General features: G+C 71.0%; 17 protein-coding genes and 1 pseudogene. 14 read left to right on the top strand and 4 right to left on the bottom strand.

Going from position 1 to position 17331, the window contains the following annotated elements; all coding sequences use genetic code 11:
• Positions 1-379 precede the first annotated feature (379 nt).
• A complete protein-coding gene (locus tag ACZ7LT_RS05560) occupies positions 380-1648 on the top strand; it encodes a DNA cytosine methyltransferase (RefSeq protein WP_471234642.1) in 1269 nt (422 codons plus the stop codon).
• Here ACZ7LT_RS05560 and ACZ7LT_RS05555 read toward each other — a convergent pair.
• From ACZ7LT_RS05555 to ACZ7LT_RS05545, 3 genes are all read right to left on the bottom strand, one after another.
• Positions 1565-2041, bottom strand: a complete 477-nt coding sequence (locus ACZ7LT_RS05555; RefSeq protein WP_471234641.1) for a very short patch repair endonuclease — start codon at positions 2039-2041, stop codon at positions 1565-1567. The two genes, ACZ7LT_RS05560 and ACZ7LT_RS05555, sit on opposite strands and share 84 nt — an antisense overlap.
• 27 nt (positions 2042-2068) lie before the next feature.
• Entirely contained in the window at positions 2069-2995 is a 927-nt protein-coding gene (locus tag ACZ7LT_RS05550; RefSeq protein ID WP_471234640.1) for a NaeI family type II restriction endonuclease, read from the bottom strand.
• Between the two features lie 118 nt (positions 2996-3113).
• The gene (locus tag ACZ7LT_RS05545) at positions 3114-4112 is read right to left on the bottom strand and encodes an SEC-C metal-binding domain-containing protein (RefSeq protein ID WP_471234639.1); all 999 of its coding nucleotides are present in this window, start codon (positions 4110-4112) and stop codon (positions 3114-3116) included.
• A 93-nt stretch (positions 4113-4205) separates the two neighbouring features.
• On the opposite strand from ACZ7LT_RS05545, the gene ACZ7LT_RS05540 reads away from it, so the two are divergent.
• From ACZ7LT_RS05540 to ACZ7LT_RS05520, 5 genes are all read left to right on the top strand, one after another.
• Positions 4206-5006, top strand: coding sequence for a class E sortase (locus ACZ7LT_RS05540; RefSeq protein WP_471234638.1), 801 nt, complete (start codon positions 4206-4208; stop codon positions 5004-5006).
• Between the two features lie 50 nt (positions 5007-5056).
• A complete protein-coding gene (locus ACZ7LT_RS05535; RefSeq protein ID WP_471234637.1) occupies positions 5057-5377 on the top strand; it encodes a DUF6412 domain-containing protein in 321 nt (106 codons plus the stop codon).
• A gap of 91 nt (positions 5378-5468) precedes the next feature.
• Positions 5469-6176: a YidC/Oxa1 family membrane protein insertase gene (locus ACZ7LT_RS05530; protein WP_471234636.1), complete on the top strand. Its 708-nt coding sequence runs from the start codon at positions 5469-5471 to the stop codon at positions 6174-6176.
• Between the two features lie 116 nt (positions 6177-6292).
• On the top strand, positions 6293-7150 hold the full coding sequence (locus ACZ7LT_RS05525; protein ID WP_471234635.1) for a fumarylacetoacetate hydrolase family protein: 858 nt from the start codon (positions 6293-6295) through the stop codon (positions 7148-7150).
• Positions 7151-7173: 23 nt separating this feature from the next.
• Positions 7174-7731 (top strand): Uma2 family endonuclease, encoded by a 558-nt coding sequence (locus tag ACZ7LT_RS05520; RefSeq protein ID WP_471234634.1) that lies wholly within the window; start codon positions 7174-7176, stop codon positions 7729-7731.
• Positions 7732-7746: 15 nt separating this feature from the next.
• Here the strand turns inward: ACZ7LT_RS05520 and ACZ7LT_RS05515 are convergent, their stop codons facing one another.
• Positions 7747-8829, bottom strand: a complete 1083-nt coding sequence (locus ACZ7LT_RS05515; RefSeq protein ID WP_471234633.1) for a Gfo/Idh/MocA family protein — start codon at positions 8827-8829, stop codon at positions 7747-7749.
• 55 nt (positions 8830-8884) lie between these two features.
• On the opposite strand from ACZ7LT_RS05515, the gene ACZ7LT_RS05510 reads away from it, so the two are divergent.
• The 8 genes and pseudogenes from ACZ7LT_RS05510 to ACZ7LT_RS05475 all read left to right on the top strand — a co-directional run bounded on the left by ACZ7LT_RS05510 (position 8885) and on the right by ACZ7LT_RS05475 (position 17297).
• Complete coding sequence (locus ACZ7LT_RS05510) at positions 8885-10099, top strand: ROK family transcriptional regulator (RefSeq protein ID WP_471234632.1); 1215 nt, start codon at positions 8885-8887, stop codon at positions 10097-10099.
• Between the two features lie 272 nt (positions 10100-10371).
• Positions 10372-11145 (top strand): hypothetical protein, encoded by a 774-nt coding sequence (locus tag ACZ7LT_RS05505; RefSeq protein ID WP_471234631.1) that lies wholly within the window; start codon positions 10372-10374, stop codon positions 11143-11145.
• Between the two features lie 134 nt (positions 11146-11279).
• Positions 11280-12056: a GntR family transcriptional regulator gene (locus ACZ7LT_RS05500; RefSeq protein ID WP_471234630.1), complete on the top strand. Its 777-nt coding sequence runs from the start codon at positions 11280-11282 to the stop codon at positions 12054-12056.
• 133 nt (positions 12057-12189) lie between these two features.
• Positions 12190-13304, top strand: a pseudogene (locus tag ACZ7LT_RS05495) (TIGR03364 family FAD-dependent oxidoreductase).
• The gene (locus tag ACZ7LT_RS05490) at positions 13301-14929 is read left to right on the top strand and encodes an HAD family hydrolase (RefSeq protein WP_471234629.1); all 1629 of its coding nucleotides are present in this window, start codon (positions 13301-13303) and stop codon (positions 14927-14929) included. The pseudogene ACZ7LT_RS05495 and the gene ACZ7LT_RS05490 overlap by 4 nt, the downstream one beginning before the upstream one ends.
• Positions 14930-15032: 103 nt before the next feature.
• Positions 15033-15812: an HAD-IIA family hydrolase gene (locus ACZ7LT_RS05485; protein ID WP_471234628.1), complete on the top strand. Its 780-nt coding sequence runs from the start codon at positions 15033-15035 to the stop codon at positions 15810-15812.
• A 104-nt stretch (positions 15813-15916) separates the two neighbouring features.
• On the top strand, positions 15917-16588 hold the full coding sequence (locus ACZ7LT_RS05480; RefSeq protein ID WP_471234627.1) for a hypothetical protein: 672 nt from the start codon (positions 15917-15919) through the stop codon (positions 16586-16588).
• A gap of 1 nt (position 16589) precedes the next feature.
• Positions 16590-17297 carry a class F sortase gene (locus ACZ7LT_RS05475; protein ID WP_471234626.1) on the top strand — a complete coding sequence of 236 codons (708 nt, stop codon included), beginning with the start codon at positions 16590-16592 and terminating at the stop codon, positions 17295-17297.
• Positions 17298-17331 lie beyond the last annotated feature (34 nt).

Here is a 17331-nt window from a genome sequence, read left to right as displayed (position 1 = left end):
GATGCCGTCGGCCGCCTCTCCCGCCTGTCGGTACATGGACGTCTTAAGCCCGGCCGATGCCCGATCTGCGGCAGACTTCCCGTTGGCCGATGCCCTCAGCGCCGGAGGGGTGCGGCGGCTACTCGTGGGCTCAGGCCACCTGTAATGCCTGGAAGGCAGCGTAGCGAGCACCATCCGGGGCCGGAGCGGCGGTACCCCTAGTCGAAGGGTTACAGAAGCTTCCACTCTGCTGCGTAGCCAAGGAGATCAGCTGGTCGAGGGTGCTGGCCCTGTGAAGCTGTTGCGCGGCTGACTGGCATGAGCCGGTCCCGAGTGCCGCCTGTTGTCACTGACAGATGCGACACTGGCGTGTCTGCAGTCAGTCACACAGGAGGCGTCGATGAGTCCGAGTGAGGAGCCCTTGATCTCGATCGAGATCTGCGCTGGGGCGGGAGGCCAGGCGATCGGCCTTCACGGTGCGGGCTTCAAGCACATCGGGCTGGTCGAGATCGACACGCACGCGGTGGAGACCCTTAAGGTCAATGTCCGTGAGCGTGACGGTTGGGAGTGGGAGCGGCAATTCTGTGACGTCATTGAAGGTGATGTTAAGAAATTCAAGCCGTTTGAGGACCTCAGGAAAGCGCGCGAACTCCGTGACCGGCCTTTTGCGCGTGGAGATCTTCATCTTCTTGCTGGTGGCGTTCCCTGCCCTCCCTTCTCTCATGCTGGAAAGCAGCTTGGTAAGGACGACGAGCGCGATCTATTCCCCGCGATGTTGAAGCTGGTGAACGATCTCTGGCCGGAAGCCGTGATGATCGAGAACGTCCGTGGCATCATGGATGCGAAATTCGATGACTATCGGCAGTGGATCGAAGACGAGTTGTCCAAGGCTGGCAAGGGGGAGGATGGTGATGGGCCGGGCTATGAGGTAGTCGCATGGAACGTCCTTGAGGCCAGCGACTTTGGAGTTCCTCAGCTTCGGCCAAGGGCCATTCTCGTGGCGTTCCGCAGGGATGTTCTCGGAGATCTAAAATTCATCATGCCTCAGGCGGAGCAGGACAAGTACTTTACCGTGATGGACGCCCTTAGGCCGACCATGCGGGAGCGGTACGGAAAGCATCTGGCCGGCGAGCGCGCCCGAGACGCAGTTTCCTCGTACCGCCGCTGGTATCAGCACGCCCGCGAGCGCGCCAAGGTGAAGCCCGATGGTAGTGGCGGAATCGCCCCCACCCTCGTTGGCGGGTCCAAAAAGCACGGCGGGGCAGATCTTGGTCCCAGCAGAGCGAAAAACGCCTGGAAGGCCCTTGGCGTCTGCGGCCTGGGTGTTGCAAATGATCACGAGACGGCCTTGAAGAAGCAGAGTGAGAACCGTGATCTATTCGGTGCTCACGGCCCCATGCTCACAGTCCAGCAGGCTGCGATCATCCAAGGATTTCCCGATAAGTGGTTCTTCGCTGGCGGAAAGACAGCGCAGTACCGGCAGGTAGGCAACGCCTTCCCGCCGCCAGTTGCTGAGGCCGTTGGTAAGGAAATCGCCAAAGTGCTCTACGCTGCGCGTGAGCGTGACCGCGCCGCAAGCCTCGAATCAAGTGACGGATCGGGTGTCGGGATTCCCGCTCCTTCTGCGCGAACGGACCGTAGCCGCGATCTTCAGAGCGCAGGCGTCTGATGCTTCGTGCTCCCAAAAGCGGAGCACGAGCCAGCCCTCATTTGCGAGTCGCTGATCGGTATCGCGGTCCCGGGCCATGTTTCGGGCGACCTTCTCAGACCAGTAACCGGGGTTCGTTTTCGGCGGGACGTAATGCTCTGGGCAGCCATGCCAATAGCAGCCGTCGATGAATACGGCCACCTTCGCCGGGCGGAAGACCAAGTCTGCTGTCCGGCGGAGGTCTGGCAGGGGCCTTGCGGCTACCCGATAGCGGAGTCCCTGTGCGTGCACCAGGCGACGAATCAGTTGCTCGGGCTTCGTGTCCCGGCTGCGGATGGCCTGCATGTTGCGCCGCCGCGCTGCTGACGAAGCCCAGGACCCAGCCGGAGGATCCCAGGCGCCTGTGTCAGTCACTGATCTGCTCCTCGGTGTGATTCCCACCTAGAACAGTACGGGCTCCTTCGATCCGCTGGAGCCTCCAGGAGCAGTATCCCCAAGGCGGAGGGCGAGCCACTCGCCCTCGCCGAGAGCGATGTTGCGCGCAGCAGCGATCTGGCGGGACTCCAGCCAGTCACCGCAGAGGAGAGTCAGCCCTTGAGTCGCTGCGAGGGCCCGGGCCTCGCCACGGGCTCGGCGCAGTGGATCGTCCTTGCCAGCTCCGACAGTGAGGATCGCACTCCGGGGAATGATGTGACCTTCGAGGAAGCCGAACATCATAACGAGTCGCCGCATCAGCCCGGGATGCTTGGCCAGCACAAGTTCTGTCTGATCTGGGGTCAGATAGCGTAGGGGGTTAACAGGCAGGGCAGTCCAGTCGTAGAGGGGTTCGCTCCACTGGTCTCGGGCATCCACTGCGAGCCCGCGTTTGCCGTCCTTGTTTCCCTTTCCTCGGTACAACCAGGACTGATGTGCACGGACGAGCCAGGAACGGTGCCGATTCTTCTTCAGCTGTATCTGTGTGCAGATACAAAGCTGGCACTGGGCTTCGGTAGGTATCGCCCAGTTGGCGCCCACTGTGGCTTTGATGTCAACGGGGACGCTGCTTATCAGGGTGTCGAGCGGTCTGGCCTTCTTCAACCCGAAAACCCGCAGTACCTCATACTCGAGCTTGGCCCCGACAGAGGCGCGTTCTCCAGGGTGCACCTCCGGCGAGAGCAGGTCGAACCGCCCAGTGCGTCCGCCGTCGAGTACGTAATCGATTGCATTGCCGATTGCTTCGGTATACAGATCGGCTACAGGCCTCTCTCCGAGCCATCTGAGGACTTTCTGGAGCTCTAGGTCATCTGCCGGCGCCTCAAGCAGGTGTCCCAACCCCTCAACGGTCCTCGAACACATCGTGCCCGGGGGCGAGAGAGTGAGCCGTGCCATCTGGATTCTCCGTCCGTCCTCGTAAGTCGGCGTTCCATCACTCGGGGGAGGAGGACGCTCAGTTCTGCCTCAGCGCGAGTTGATGTGGGGTGCCCGAAACCTGCTGGGTCAGGTCTCGTCAACCACCGTGGCACTCCCCGTACGCCTCGCCCGAGCCGCACCAGCAGCTGGCCGTGCGTGGCGGGGGCCAGGGGGTGGCCAGGCCGCGGGCGGCGAGGGTGGTGGCGTATTGGGGGAGGAGGTCCGCGTTGGCGGGGGAGGAGGATTCGGAGGCGGCGAAGGCCTCGTACGAGGGGACTGTGCCCGGGACGATGCCGAGGTTGGGGGTGCCCGCCTGGGCCAGTTCGCGGAGGGAGGCTTCCAGGTCCGTCAGGTGGGCCTCGTACGTGGGGTACTCCGACTCGAGCTCGGGGTAGGCCGCCAGGAGTTCGTCGAGTTCGGGGCGCGGCCAGTGGAGGACCGCGACCGGGAAGGGGCGGGAGAGGGCCGTGCGGTAGGAGCCCAGTTCGGAGCGGAGGCGGGTGATCTCCGCCTGGAGTTCGGCCGGGTCCGAGGAGCCCAGGGACCAGAGGCGTTTGGGGTCGTGGAGTTCGTCGAGGGGGACCTCCCCGGTGTGGAGCTCGTCCGCCAGGGTGTCCCAGGTGTCGTGGGGGAGCGCCAGCAGGCGGCGGACCCGGTGGCGGGTGATGACCAGGGACTGGGTGGCGTACGGGATGTCCCGTGAGGACTCCGGGAGCAGGGCCGTCAGCGCCGTCGTCGCCGTGGCCTCCGCCTGCTCCAGTTCGTCGTGGGCCTCCAGCGTCTCCGTCACGATGTCCCACGGCGCCGCGTCCGCCGGGGCCGACGCACGGATGCCCTCGATGATCGCCCGGGCCTCGGCCTCGTGGCCGTACTCCCACAGGTTGGCCGCCTTGAGCGCCTTCACCAGCTGGGGGTCGTCCGGGGAGTCCGCGAGCAGGTCGTCGTAGAGGGTGGCGGCGCGGGGGCGTTCGCCGGCCAGCTCCAGGTGCGCCGCGGCCCGGAGGAGCAGCTGCTCGCGGTCCTCGGGGTACTGCGCCGCGGTGCGCAGGAGGCGCTCGGCTTCGGTCGTGTGATCGGCAGGGGTGTCGGGGCGCATGGATGACACCGTACTGCCGTCCCCTCCCGAGGCGCAGAGGTGTTCTGGCCCGCCGCTCTGGTGAGTTGGCGTACGAGCGCCTATCGTGCGCGCGTGCGTGTACCGGTGGTGGTGCAGAGACGGGCGTCACAGCGGCGCACGGCGGTCGGCCGCGCGCTGTGGACCTGCGCCGAGATCGCCGTGACCGTCGGGGTCGTCGTCCTCCTCCTCGTCGTCCACCAGCTCTGGTGGACGAACCAGCAGGCACGCGCCGACGCCGACCGGACCGTACGGGCCCTGGAGGAGGAGTGGGGTCCGCCCCCGAGTCCCGCCCAGGACGCGCCCGCGGACCCGTCCGAGGACCCGCCCACGCCCCCTCCGCCTGCCCCGGATCCGGCCGCTCCCACGCCGCCACTGGCGAACGGCTCCACGACCGCCCCCGCCCCCCGCCGCGCCTACGCCGTCCTCAAGATCCCCTCCCTCGGTCTCGCCGTGCCCGTGGCCCGAGGGGTCGACAAGCGCAGTGTCCTCGACAAGGGCTACGCCGGCCACTACCCCGGCACCGCCCTGCCCGGACGCCCCGGCAACTTCGCGCTCGCCGGGCACCGCAACACCCACGGCGAGCCGTTCCGCCGTATCGACCGGCTCCGCAAGGGCGACACCCTCCATGTCGAGACCCGCGAGGCGACCTACACGTACGTCGTCGACAGCGCGCTGCCCACGACCTCGCCCCGCGACACGGGCGTCATCGCCCCCATTCCCCGCTCGCTGGTCAAGCCGGGTCACGGATACAGCGCGCCCGGCCGCTATCTGACCCTGACGACCTGCACGCCCGAGTTCTCCTCCACCTACCGGCTCATCGTGTGGGCGCTGCTGAAGGAGACGGTGCCCCGCAGCCAGGGCGATCCGGTGTGACGATCGTGTATAACGGCTGGAGGGATATGGGCAGTCGAGAGGGGGCGGAGATGATCAGGAACAGCCTCGGGCGCGCGTTCGCCACGCTGTTCGTGCTCCTCACCCTCGTCGATCTGCTCCTCTTCCAGAGCGGCGACCTCTCCACCGCCGTCGCCGCCGCCGCGACGGCCGCGACCGCCGCCGCGGGCAGCGCGTTCGCCGCCTGCGCCCTGATCGGCGGCCGCAGCGCGCCCTCCGTACCGCCCACGCGCGTACGTACCGCCATCCGCGACCGCGAACAACGCACCGCGTTCCTGCCGCAGCGCGACCCCGACGCCTCGGGCCGCCGTCGGCCCCGGGCCCCCGGCCGTCTCCTTCCGACGGCCGCGTAGGGGTTCCACCCACCCGAATCATGGACCCCTCGCGGTTCCGTCCTGCCGAAAAGCATCCGTCCCGGCACGACGAGACCCCCGGAGGGCTCCCATGTCCGTTTTCGCATCCCTGGTCGAGCGGCTCGCCGACCTGCTCCAGCCCCTGTTCGCCACCACCGCCACCGCCGCCGCGATCGTGCTCTTCACCGCGCTCGTACGGCTCGCGATCCACCCCCTCTCGCGCGCCGCAGCCCGTGGCCAGAAGGCCCGCGCCCGGCTCGCGCCGCAGATGGCCGAGCTCCGCAAGAAGCACGCCAAGAACCCCGAGCGCCTGCAGAAGGCGATGCTGGACCTGCACGCCGAGGAGAAGGTCTCGCCTTTCGCCGGCTGTCTGCCGAGCCTGCTCCAGGCTCCCGCCTTCTTCCTGATGTACCACCTTTTCTCCAGCGGCCGGATGGCCGGCCACACCCTCTTCGTCGCGCCCCTCGGCGACAACTGGACCGACGCCCTCGCCCACGGCGGCCTCCTCGGCCCGGCCGGGCTCGTGTACCTGGCGCTGTTCGCGATCGTCGCGGCCGTGGCCACGTACACGTACCGGCGTACGAAGCGGCAGATGGCGGACGCGCCCGCCGACGAGCCCGGCGTGGGCGCGATGACGAAGGTGCTGCCGCTGCTCTCCTTCGCGACGCTCGTCACCGTCGCCGTCGTGCCGCTCGCGGCCGCGCTCTACGTGGTCACCAGCACGCTGTGGACGGCGGCCGAGCGGACGTTCCTCTACCGGGACATGCCCTCCGCGGGGGTTCTGGCTACTCCCGCGTAAGGGTCCAGGTTGTGAACGGGGTCTTGCAGGGTGTTCGCTTCTCTTGGAGGATCGAACGATCCTCCGATGGCCGCACTCCATCGGCCGGGGCTCACCTCGACCACAGGGAGAAGACCATGAAGCTGCTGCGAGTCGGTACGGCGGGCGCGGAACGTCCGGCGCTGCTCGACGAGGACGGGACCCTTCGGGACCTGTCCGCGCTGGTGGACGACATCGACGGAGGACTCCTCGCCGACGAGTCCGCGCTGGACCGGATCCGGGCCGCGCTCGGCGCCGGGGTGCTGCCCGCGCTGGACGCCACCGGGCTGCGTGTCGGCCCGCCGGTCGGCCGCATCGGCAAAGTCGTGTGCATCGGGCTGAACTACCACGACCATGCGGCCGAGAACGGCGCGGCGATCCCGGCCGAGCCGGTCGTCTTCTTCAAAGCCGCGGACACGGTGGTCGGCCCGCACGACACCGTGCTCGTACCGCGCCGCAGTGTGAAGACCGACTGGGAGGTCGAGCTCGCGATCGTCATCGGCCGCACGGCCCGCTACGTGGAGAGCCACGAGCAGGCGATGGCTCATGTGGCCGGGTACGCGCTGTCGCACGACGTCTCCGAGCGCGAGTGGCAGATCGAGCGCGGCGGGACCTGGGACAAGGGCAAGAACTGCGAGACCTTCAACCCGCTCGGCCCCTGGCTGGTGACGGCCGACGAGGTCCCCGACCCGCAGGCGCTCTCCCTCAAGCTCTGGGTCAACGGCGAGCTGAAGCAGAACGGCTCGACGGCGGACCAGATCTTCCCGGTGGCGGAGGTCGTCCGCTACGTCAGCCAGTTCATGACGCTGTACCCGGGCGACATCATCAACACCGGGACCCCGGCGGGCGTGGCGATGGGGCAGCCGGAGCCGAAGCCGTACCTGCGGGCGGGGGACGTGGTGGAGCTGGAGATCGAGGGGCTGGGACGCCAGCGGCAGGAGCTCAAGGACGCGTAGGCTGGCGCCCGAAGGAGGGCACCATGACTGTTGCGCAGACCGAAGTGACGCTCGACGAGTTCGAAGCGCTGGAGGCCGCCGCGCCGGAAAGCCTTCACGTCGAGTTGATCAACGGGAGGCTGCTCGTGACTCCGGCTCCGGACGGCGACCACGACGAGAACGTCATGTCCGTCGCCGACCAGTTGCGGGCTCGCGAACCGCAGCTGCGCGTCTATCAGGAGCGCGGTCTCGCCGTGCCCTCATATCGAGCGGGCCGGGCGCGTGTCGGCGGTGCCGTAGCACCAGTGGGGTACTTCCGCGGACAGCCCTCCTGGGCGGACCCCTCCGGGGTGCTCCTGGTCATCGAGGTGACCTCCGGTCGTGAAGCCGACGCCGACGTCGATCGTGTCGAGAAGCGCGACGCCTACGCCCAGGCCGCGTTGCCGGTCTATCTGCTGATCGACCGGCATCGCGGTGAGGCGGTTGTCCACTGGGGCCCCGAGGGCGGTCGTTATCTCCACGAGTGCCGTGCGGCCTTCGGCGCGAAGCTCGAACTGCCCGAGCCGTTCGGGTTCGCGCTGGACACCACCGAGCTGGCCTGACCTTCTGTCAGACCCTCAGCCGAGCTCCACCACCGCACCCTCGCGCGCCGAGCGCCGCGCCGCCTCAAGGACCTCCAGGGCCGCCGCGGCCTCCAGCGCCGTGACCGGGTTCTCGCCCGTGCCCCGCAGGGCCGCCGCGATCGCCGCGTAGTAGGCGGGGTAGTCGCCCGGGACCGTCGGGATCGGTGCGCCGCCGCCCGTCAGGGGGGACTCGCCCGCGCCGACCCGGCCCCACACCGACTCCGTCTCCACGCCCCACGGCACGCCCGGCACCGGGCGCCGGCCCTCGCGCAGGGCGGCCTCCTGCGGGTCGAGGCCGTACTTCACGAAGCCCGCGCTCGAACCGAGGACGCGGAAGCGCGGGCCGAGCTGGGCCGCGGTGGCGCTCATGTAGAGGTGGGAGCGGACGCCGTTCGCGTGGGTGACGGCGATGAAGGTGTCGTCGTCCGTCTCGGCGCCCGGCCGCCGGACGTCGGCCTCCGCGTACACCCGTACCGCCGGGCCGAACAGCACCAGTGCCTGGTCGACGACATGGCTGCCGAGGTCGTACAGCAGCCCGCCGATCTCCTCCGGGGCGCCCGACTCGCGCCAGCCGCCCTTCAGCTGCGGGCGCCACCGCTCGAACCGGGACTCGAAGCGCTGTACGTCACCGAGTTCGCCCGAGGCGAGGAGGCGGCGCAGGGTCAGGAAGTCGTTGTCCCAGCGGCGGTTCTGGAACACGGAGAGCAGCAGCCCGCGCTCGTCGGCGAGGGCGGCCAGCGCCCGCGCCTCGGCGGCGGTGCCCGCGACCGGCTTGTCCACGACGACCGGCAGCCCGGCTTCGAGGGCGGCCGTCGCCATGGGCACATGGGTCTTGTTCGGCGAGGCGACCACGACCAGGTCGAGCGCGTCGGCCCGCTCCCACAGCTCGTCCGCCGACGCGGCGACCCGTACGTCCGGGAACTCCGCGCGCGCCTGGGCCCGCCGCTCCGGCTGGGACGTGGTGACCGTGTCCAGCGTCAGACCGTCGGTGGCGGCGATCAGCGGGGCGTGGAAGACGGAGCCCGCGAGGCCGTAGCCGACGAGTCCGACGCGGAGGGGGGAGCCGGTGCCAGTCATACGCCCACTTAAACAACGCTGTTGCCAAAGTGCAAGCGCGGTGGAGAATGGCGGCGTGAACAGGACCGACACCGGCTCCCGCCAAGGCTTGGCTGCCGCCGCCGGGCCCGCCGCCCGCGCCGCCGGCGCCTCCGCAGGACGCGTGGGCCCGGCCGCGGGGCCCGCCGCCCTCCATGGCGTCAACCTCGCCGCCCTGCGCAGCCACAACGCCGCGCTCCTGCTCGGTATCGTGCGCGCCGCCGGCGTCGACGGCATCAGCCGGCGCGAGCTGGCCGTCCGTACGGCCCTCACCCCGCAGGCCATCAGCAAGATCACCGCGCGGCTGCGGACCGAGGGCCTGCTCGCCGAGGCGGGCCGCCGCGCCTCCACCGGCGGCAAACCGGCCACCGTCCTGCGTCTGGTCCCCGGCGCCGCCCACGCCGTCGGCCTGCATCTGGACCGGGACCGGGCCACCGCCGTCCTCGTCGATCTCGCGGGCGCCCCCGTCGCCTCCCGGACCCGGCCGCTCGACCTGGGCGCCGGTACGGCGGCCGTCGTGGAGAGCGCCCTCGGGGAGGTGGCGCCACTGCTGGCCGCCGGACCGAACGTGCTCGGCGTCGGCGTCGCCATGCCCGGTCCCCTCGACCACACCACCGGCGTCCCGCACCGCGTCACCGGCTTCCCCGACTGGGACGGCTTCCCGCTCCGCGACACGCTCGCCGGGCGGCTCGGGCTGCCCGTCATCCTCGACAAGGACACCAACGCCGCCGCGCTCGGCCTGTGCCGGGGCGGCGGCGCGGAGTCCTTCGCGTATCTCCACCTCGGTACGGGCCTGGGCGCCGGGCTCGTCCTCGGCGGTGCGCTGTACCGGGGCGTGCGGACCGGCGCGGGGGAGTTCGGTCATCAGACGGTCCAGCTCGACGGGGTCCCGTGCGGCTGCGGCGCGCGCGGCTGCCTGGAGGCGCTCTGTCTCGCCGCCCTCTCCCGCGGCGATCACGACGAGGCGGCCCGGGTCCTCGGCACCGGCGCCGCGAACCTCGTCGGGCTCCTCGACATCGACCGGGTCCTGCTCGGCGGCCGTGCGGTGGCCGCGGCGCCGGACGCGTTCGTACGGGGCGTGGGCGCCGTCCTCGCGGACCGCGCCCGGCGGACCGGTGACCCCGAGCCGGTCCCGGTCGCCCTGGCCTCCGGCGGCGCCGACCAGGTCGCGGAGGGGGCGGCCGAGCTGATCCTCGGTCGGCTGTTCGATGGAGTGCGGGGGGTCGGTCCCGGCGGGCCGAGAATAGGCTGATCGGGGGGTAGGGCCGCCCGGATGGACCTCGCTCCGGGCGCCCTCGGCCGGGGCGTGGCAAGGTCTCGCTATGCGACCGGAGACCCCGGTCGCAGCAGCGATCCGACCCCCTCGGCAGCGATCCGAACCCTCGGCATCGACCGGAAGCCGGACAGGAAGCGGACCGGAAGCGCAGCGCACCGGAAGCGGTGACCTCGACCGGTGACACGCACGCCCCGCCAGTCCGACCCGCCCGACCCGCGAGCAGGACACGTGAGGAGCAGAGGCCGATCATGCGACTGCGCAACGCCCTTGCCGTCGGTGTCGCCGCGGCGACCGTGGGGACGGCGATGATGATGTCCACGGCGCCGCGCGCCACGGCCACCGGGACCGTCGCCAAACCGCCCACCTGCGGGAAGGCCGCCGACCCCCGCTTCCCGATCGACACCCGTATACATGACGGGCCCGTCGACTACACCCCCGGCGGCACCTTCCACACCTGGAGCGTCGGCCTCACCAACACCACCGGTGAGCCCTGCCGGGGCATCCACCCCGTCCTCGCCCTCGCCGACCGCGACCGGACCCTGAAGCCGGGCCAGATCCGGTTCGAGTTCTACGACGCCGGTGCCCGGCGCTGGCGGCCGGTCACCTTCGAAGCGACCGAGGAGGACGAGAACGTCGGCGTCTTCGACGACGGCTTCCCCGGCTTCGCGCTGCCCGCAGGCGGCACCCTCACCGTCCCGGTCCGGCTCGCGTTCACGCCCGGCACCGCGCCCAACGAAGTGACGGCCAACGCCGCCATCGTGCAGCGCCGGGGCGACGACGGCGATTGGGTCGGTGAGTCCGACGCATACCGCCTCACGATCACGCCGGCGAAGGCCCCCGACCCCGAGACGCCGCCCGCCCCGCTCCCGCCCGCCCCGCTCCCGCCCGCCCCGCTCCCGCCCGAGCTGGCCCGTACGGGCGCGCCGGCGCCCGACGCGGTCGGCCCCGCCACCGGCACGGCGGCGCTCCTGGCCGGTGCGGGCACCACTCTGGTCGCGGCCACCCGTCGCCGGCTGCGCTGAATCCGGGGCCGGTCACGGGCTGAATCCGGCGACGGGTCAGGGCCGATCCGGCGGCCCGTCACGGGCTGAATCCGCCGGGCTCCTCGGATCCGCGCCGGCACCGTCCGTTCATCCTGGTCTGCGACGATCCCCCCGTGGACTTCCCGAACTACCCGAACTACCCGAACAGCCAGGCGCCCGGCGCCCCCGTCCGCTCCGGCATCCCCGAGCACGGCCGCATCCCCAAGTACTACGCCGTGAAGGCACAGGTCGCCGCCCTCATAGAGGAACTGGGCGAGGGAGGGCTGCTGCCCACCGAGCGCGATCTCGCCCTGCGGTACGAAGTCTCCCGGGAGACCGTCCGGCAGGCGCTGCGGGAGCTGCTGCTCGAAGGACGGCTGCGCCGCCAGGGCCGCGGCACCGTCGTCGCCGGTCCCAAGCTGGAGCAGCTACTCTCCCTCGCCAGCTACACCGAGGGCGTCCGCCGCCAGGGCCGCAGGCCCGGCCGTACGCTCATCTCGCTCGACCGCTTCCCCTGCCCGGACGCCCTGGCCGCCGAGATCGGGATCCAGCGCGGCGAGCCCGTCTGGCACATGGAGCGGGTCCTGCTCGCCGACGACGAACGGGTCGGCCTGGAGTCCACGTACGTCGCCGAAGGCCGCGTCCCGCACCTGGACACCGACTTCGACCCCGACTCCTCCTTCTACGCCTATCTGCGCGAGCGGCTCGGGATCGACTTCGGCGACGCGGACGAGCGGATCGAGACCGTGCTCGCCACGCCCCGCGAGGCGCTGCTCATCGGCACCCCGCCCGCGCTGCCCATGCTGCTGATGCACCGGATCTCGCGGGACACGGCCGGTCGGCCGCTGGAGCGGGTGCGCACGCTGTACCGAGGGGACCGGTTCTCCTTCACCACCCACCTCGGAGGCTGAGGCCCCGGAACACTTCTGCCGAAGGTGTTCATCACAGAAAGGTAACGGGTCTAGGCCAAGCTTGATGGCCCGTTCACCCTCTCGTTGCCCACCCGATCCGTCCGGGTCACCGCCCCCCACGACCGTGGCCGACGTGAGAGTCATCGTCGTAGGAGCCGGCGTGGTGGGAACCATGCACGCCTGGCACGCAGTGGAACGCGGCCACCAGGTCGTACACATCGAGCGCGAGGCAGAGGCCCGCGGGGCCTCCCTCCGTAACTTCGGCCAGATATGGGTCAGCGGCCGCGCGGGCGGTGACGAGCTCCAGGTCGCCCTGCGCGCCCGGGAGCTGTGGGAGGGGATCGGCGCCCGCGTCCCGGGCCTCGGCTTCCGGGCCATCGGCTCGCTCACCCCGGTCCGCGGGGAGCTGGAGACGGCCGTCGCCGAGGCCGCCGTCGCCCGCGACGACGCCGCCGCCCGCGGCTACAAGCTGCTGACCGCGGCCGAGGCCCGGACCGTCAACCCCGCCCTGCGCGGCGACTTCACCGGTGCGCTGTGGTGCGAGCGGGACGCGGCCGTCGAGCCGCGCACCGCCCAGCTGGCGCTGCGGGCCGCGCTGCTCGCCTCCGGCCGCTACACCTTCCTGCCCGGCCGGGAGGTCCGCGAGGTCGGCGACGCCAACAGCCACGGCCGCTGCGGTGTCCGCGACGACCACGGTGACCTGCACTTCGGCGATTCCGTCGTCCTGTGCACCGGCGCCTGGCTCGGCGGCCTCGTCCGCGAGGTCGCGGGGGAGATCCCCGTACGCCGCGTCCGCCTCCAGATGATGCAGACCGACCCGCTCGGCGAACCCCTGACCACCTCCGTCGCCGACGCCGACTCCTTCCGCTACTACCCGGCGTACGCGTCCGACGCCCTGGACGCCCTCAACGCCGGGCAGGCCCAGGAGCCGACCGCCGCCGCGCACAAGATGCAGCTGCTGATGGTGCAGCGCCTCGACGGCGGGCTGACCATCGGCGACACCCATGAGTACGAGCACCCCTTCGCCTTCGACACCCTCGAAGACCCCTACGACCATGTCGCCGCCGTGGCCGAGTCCTTCCTCGGCCGGCCGCTGCCGCGGATCCGCCGCCGCTGGGCCGGGGTGTACGCGCAGTGCACCGGCAGCAGGTCCGCGACGGCGTGTGGCTGGTGACCGGACCCGGCGGACGCGGCATGACCTGCTCGCCCGCCATCGCCGAGCAGACCGCGAACGAACTGAGCTGGTGAGCGAGTTGACCACGTACAACCCTTCGGCCGCGTACAACCCTTCGACCCCGCACAACCCTTCGGCCACGCGCCGTCCTTCGGTCACGTACAACCTCGTCGTGCTGGACATGGCCGGGACGACCGTCGCCGACGACGGCCTCGTCGAGCAGGCCTTCGCCGCGGCGGCGGCCCGCCTCGGCGAGGACCCGGCCACGATGATCGACTACGTCCGCGCCACCATGGGCGAGTCCAAGATCTCCGTCTTCCGCCATCTCTTCGGCGGTGACGAGGCCCGCACCCAGCAGGCGAACGTTGCGTTCGAGGAGGCGTACGGCGAGCTGGTCGACGGCGGCGCCATCGCGCCTGTCGCCGGCGCCGCCGAGGCCGTCGCCGCCCTCCAGGAGCAGGGCCGCACGGTCGTCCTCACCACCGGTTTCGCCCGCGTCACCCAGGACGCGATCCTCGCCGCCCTCGGCTGGCAGGACCTGGTCGGCCTCACCCAGATCCGGCCCGAGCTCTCGCTCTTCGCCGCCGTCGACTGGAAGCCCCTGGACACCTACGGCACGGTCACCGCCGGCGCCGACGCCAAGATCGTGCTCGACGGCGACCGCGACGGCTACGTCGGCCACGACGCCACCATCGCCGCCGACACCGAGACGATCCTGCGCGACCAGAACCCGGACGTGCTCTTCGTCTACTTCGGCAACACCGACGTCGTTGCGCACGCCAACGGCACCGGCCAGAAATACCTCGACGCCATCGCCGTCCAGGACGCCCAGCTCGGCCGGCTGCTCAACGCCATCAAGGCCCGCCCCAGCTACGCCACCGAGCGCTGGACCGTCATCGTCTGCACCGACCACGGCCACGTCGACGCCGGCGGCCACGGCGGCTCCGCCATCGAGGAGCGCCGCACCTTCGTCCTCGCCACCGGCCCCGGCATAGCCGCCGGGCTGCGCCCCATCGACACCCGCCTCGTCGACGTCGCCGCCACCGTCTTCCACCAGTTGGGCATCGCGCCCGACCCGGCCTGGGGCCTGGACGGCAAGCCGATCCAGCAGCGCTCCACCGACCCCTTCGACGCCCTGCACTCCTCCCTCACCGGCCGGCTGGACGAGACCGGCATCCCGGCCGGTGTCCTCGGCTTCACCCACACCGCCCCCAGCGGCTGGTCCGTCATCAACAACGCCATGGGCACCGGTGGTATGACCGAGTGGCGCGGCTGGTCCTTCGCCACCGACGAGTTCTGGTCCCGCACCCAGCGCGACCAGTCCCGCGAGCTCAACGTCCGTGCCCGCGGTGTCTTCGCGGTCGCCGACTCCGACGAGTGGTCCGACAAGACCTTCTCCGGTACGTACGACTCGACCCTGGTCAGCCCCGCGTACAGCGTCAGCGGCAAGACGAGGGTGACGCTCGGCTTCACCACCTTCTACCGCCAGGAAGGCAGCCAGAGCGCCGAGGTGTTCGCCTCCTTCAACGGCGGCACGCCCACCCTCGTCAAGAGCTACACCTCCGACGTGATCTCCCAGCCGCAGTCCCTCACGGTGAACGTCCCGACCGGCGCGTCCAGCGTGAGCTTCCGGTTCCGCTACACCGGTTCCAACAACTGGTACTGGGTGATCGACGGGGTCAAGGTCAGCGCTTCCTGATTAGGCTGGGGGCGTCGCCACAGCGTCGTCGCGGCGTCCCCAGCATCGCGCACCCGTGTAGAGCACCCGTGTAGCGCACCTTGTACGGCAGGAGTCCCGCCCCATGGCAGAGCGCAAGCCGATCGAATCCTGGCTCACCGACATGGACGGAGTCCTCATCCACGAGGGCGTCCCGATCCCCGGCGCCGATGCCTTCATCAAGAAGCTGCGCGAGACCGGGAAGCCCTTCCTGGTCCTCACCAACAACTCCATCTACACCGCGCGCGACCTGCACGCCCGCCTCGCCCGGATGGGCCTGGACGTCCCGGTCGAGAACATCTGGACCTCGGCGCTCGCCACCGCGCAGTTCCTCGACGACCAGCGTCCCGGCGGCACGGCGTACGTCATCGGCGAGGCGGGCCTGACCACCGCCCTGCACGACATCGGCTACGTCCTCACCGACCACGACCCGGACTACGTGGTCCTCGGCGAGACCCGTACGTACAGCTTCGAGGCCCTCACCAAGGCGATCCGGCTGATCAACGAAGGCGCCCGGTTCATCGGCACCAACCCGGACGAGACCGGCCCGAGCCCGGAGGGCCCGCTGCCGGCCACCGGCTCCGTCGCCGCGCTGATCACCAAGGCCACCGGCAAGGAGCCGTACTTCGCCGGCAAGCCGAACCCGCTGATGATGCGCACCGGCCTGAACGCCATCGGTGCCCACTCCGAGACCAGCGCGATGATCGGCGACCGGATGGACACCGACGTGCTGGCCGGTCTTGAGGCAGGAATGGAGACCTTCCTCGTCCTGACCGGCCTCACCACCCCCGCCGACGTGGACCGCTATCCCTTCCGGCCGTCCACCATCGTCGACTCGATCGCCGATCTCGTCGACCGGGTCTGATCCGGACCGGGGGGCCGGAGGGGGCCATACGGAGGACCGGCCGCCCCGCTGCGGATGCGAAATGCCCGGGACGGGGTGAACCTGCCAGTACCAGGAGGTTCACGATGCGTTCAAGGCCGATTGCTCTCCGTGCCGCAGGGGCGGCCGTCGCCGTGGCGGCCCTGGCCCCCGTCGCCCCCGCCCACGCCGAAGGCGGCGTGCACGTCACCGTCACCCCCTCCACCGCGGCGCCCGGCGCCGACGTGGACATCCGGGTCAAGGGCTGCAAGGGCGGGACCGGTACGGCGAGATCCAAGGCGTTCGTCGCCGACGTGGAGCTCTCCGGACGCGACGGGGGTTCGTACCCGCTCTTCGGCGACACCACGGTCAAGTCGCACCTGTCCGCCGGTACGTACCGTGTCACCGTCGTCTGCGACGGCCGCGCTCACCCGAACGCCGGATCCTTCGAGGTCGGCCGCAAGCACCGGCCCTCGCACCGGCCCACGCATCATGCCGAGCCCCCGCACCGGCCGACCCATCGGCCGACGTACGAGCCGACGCATCAGCAGCATCACCGGCCGCTGCCGCACCACAGTCCTGTGGCGCCGGTACGGGCCGGGGGCGGGGGAGCGGCGCCGATGGCCGCCGCGGCCCCCGAGTCCGCGGACCCCGCCACGGTCGAGGAGCAGGGGCCCGGCACCCGGCACACCGTGATCGGGCTGGTCCTCGCGGCCGTCGCGGCGATCCTGGTGGCCCTGCGCAGCGTCCGCCGCCGCCGTGGCGCGGACACCCACTGAGATGTCCTCCGCCGAACGCCCGGCCGGGACCGGCCGGCTCCTCACCGGCGTGGCCTGGGCGGTACTGCTGCTCGGCCTGTGGCTGTGGGGCCGCGAGGCGACCGGCGGCTCGGGCGGCAGCTCGGCGCCGACCACCGGAGACGTGGCGGCGGTCGGCAGGCCCCTCGGGGTGGCCCTGCCGCCCGCCCACGAGCCGCTGGGCCCGGCCGCGCCCCAGCGGGTGGAGATCCCCTCCATAGGCGTCACCGCCACGGTCGTCCCGCGCGGCCTCGACGTGACCGGCGCCGTGGAGCCACCGCCGTACGCCGCCGCGGACGTGGTCGGCTGGTTCGACGGCGGGGCGGAACCAGGCGTCCTGGGCGCCGCGCTCCTCGTCGGACACGTGGACACGCAGACCAAGCCGGCCGTCTTCTACGGGCTCAGCGCGGTCCGCCCCGGCGCGAAGGTCCGGGTGACCAGGAAGGACGGATCGGTCGCCGAGTTCACCATCGACGACGTGCAGGTCTTCCCCCGCGAGCGGTTCGACGCACGGAAGGTGTACGGGCAGCGCTCGCCCGACCGGGCCGAGCTGCGGCTGATCACCTGCGGCGGCACGTTCGACCGGGCCACCGGTGCCTACACCGCGAACGTGGTCGTCTCCGCGTACCTCACCGGCGCGTCGAAGCCGAAGGTCGCCGCCGGGGCGCCGCCGTTCGGCCCCACCTCCTGACTCGGCCGACGGCCTGCCTCCCCCTGGAGCCGCC

The sequence above is a fragment of the Streptomyces sp. NPDC039465 genome (assembly GCF_055639315.1).
This window is presented reverse-complemented; position numbering and strand designations above follow the sequence as displayed.

What these genes read in the sequence shown, in the direction of transcription:
- ACZ7LT_RS05560 (WP_471234642.1), top strand. Translation starts at nt 380, where the DNA reads ATGAGTCCGAGTGAGGAGCCCTTGATCTCGATCGAGATCTGCGCTGGG.
- ACZ7LT_RS05550 (WP_471234640.1), bottom strand. Translation starts at nt 2,995, where the DNA reads ATGGCACGGCTCACTCTCTCGCCCCCGGGCACGATGTGTTCGAGGACC.
- ACZ7LT_RS05545 (WP_471234639.1), bottom strand. Translation starts at nt 4,112, where the DNA reads ATGCGCCCCGACACCCCTGCCGATCACACGACCGAAGCCGAGCGCCTC.
- ACZ7LT_RS05535 (WP_471234637.1), top strand. Translation starts at nt 5,057, where the DNA reads ATGATCAGGAACAGCCTCGGGCGCGCGTTCGCCACGCTGTTCGTGCTC.
- ACZ7LT_RS05530 (WP_471234636.1), top strand. Translation starts at nt 5,469, where the DNA reads ATGTCCGTTTTCGCATCCCTGGTCGAGCGGCTCGCCGACCTGCTCCAG.
- ACZ7LT_RS05525 (WP_471234635.1), top strand. Translation starts at nt 6,293, where the DNA reads ATGAAGCTGCTGCGAGTCGGTACGGCGGGCGCGGAACGTCCGGCGCTG.
- ACZ7LT_RS05520 (WP_471234634.1), top strand. Translation starts at nt 7,174, where the DNA reads ATGACTGTTGCGCAGACCGAAGTGACGCTCGACGAGTTCGAAGCGCTG.
- ACZ7LT_RS05515 (WP_471234633.1), bottom strand. Translation starts at nt 8,829, where the DNA reads ATGACTGGCACCGGCTCCCCCCTCCGCGTCGGACTCGTCGGCTACGGC.
- ACZ7LT_RS05505 (WP_471234631.1), top strand. Translation starts at nt 10,372, where the DNA reads ATGCGACTGCGCAACGCCCTTGCCGTCGGTGTCGCCGCGGCGACCGTG.
- ACZ7LT_RS05485 (WP_471234628.1), top strand. Translation starts at nt 15,033, where the DNA reads ATGGCAGAGCGCAAGCCGATCGAATCCTGGCTCACCGACATGGACGGA.
- ACZ7LT_RS05480 (WP_471234627.1), top strand. Translation starts at nt 15,917, where the DNA reads ATGCGTTCAAGGCCGATTGCTCTCCGTGCCGCAGGGGCGGCCGTCGCC.
- ACZ7LT_RS05475 (WP_471234626.1), top strand. Translation starts at nt 16,590, where the DNA reads ATGTCCTCCGCCGAACGCCCGGCCGGGACCGGCCGGCTCCTCACCGGC.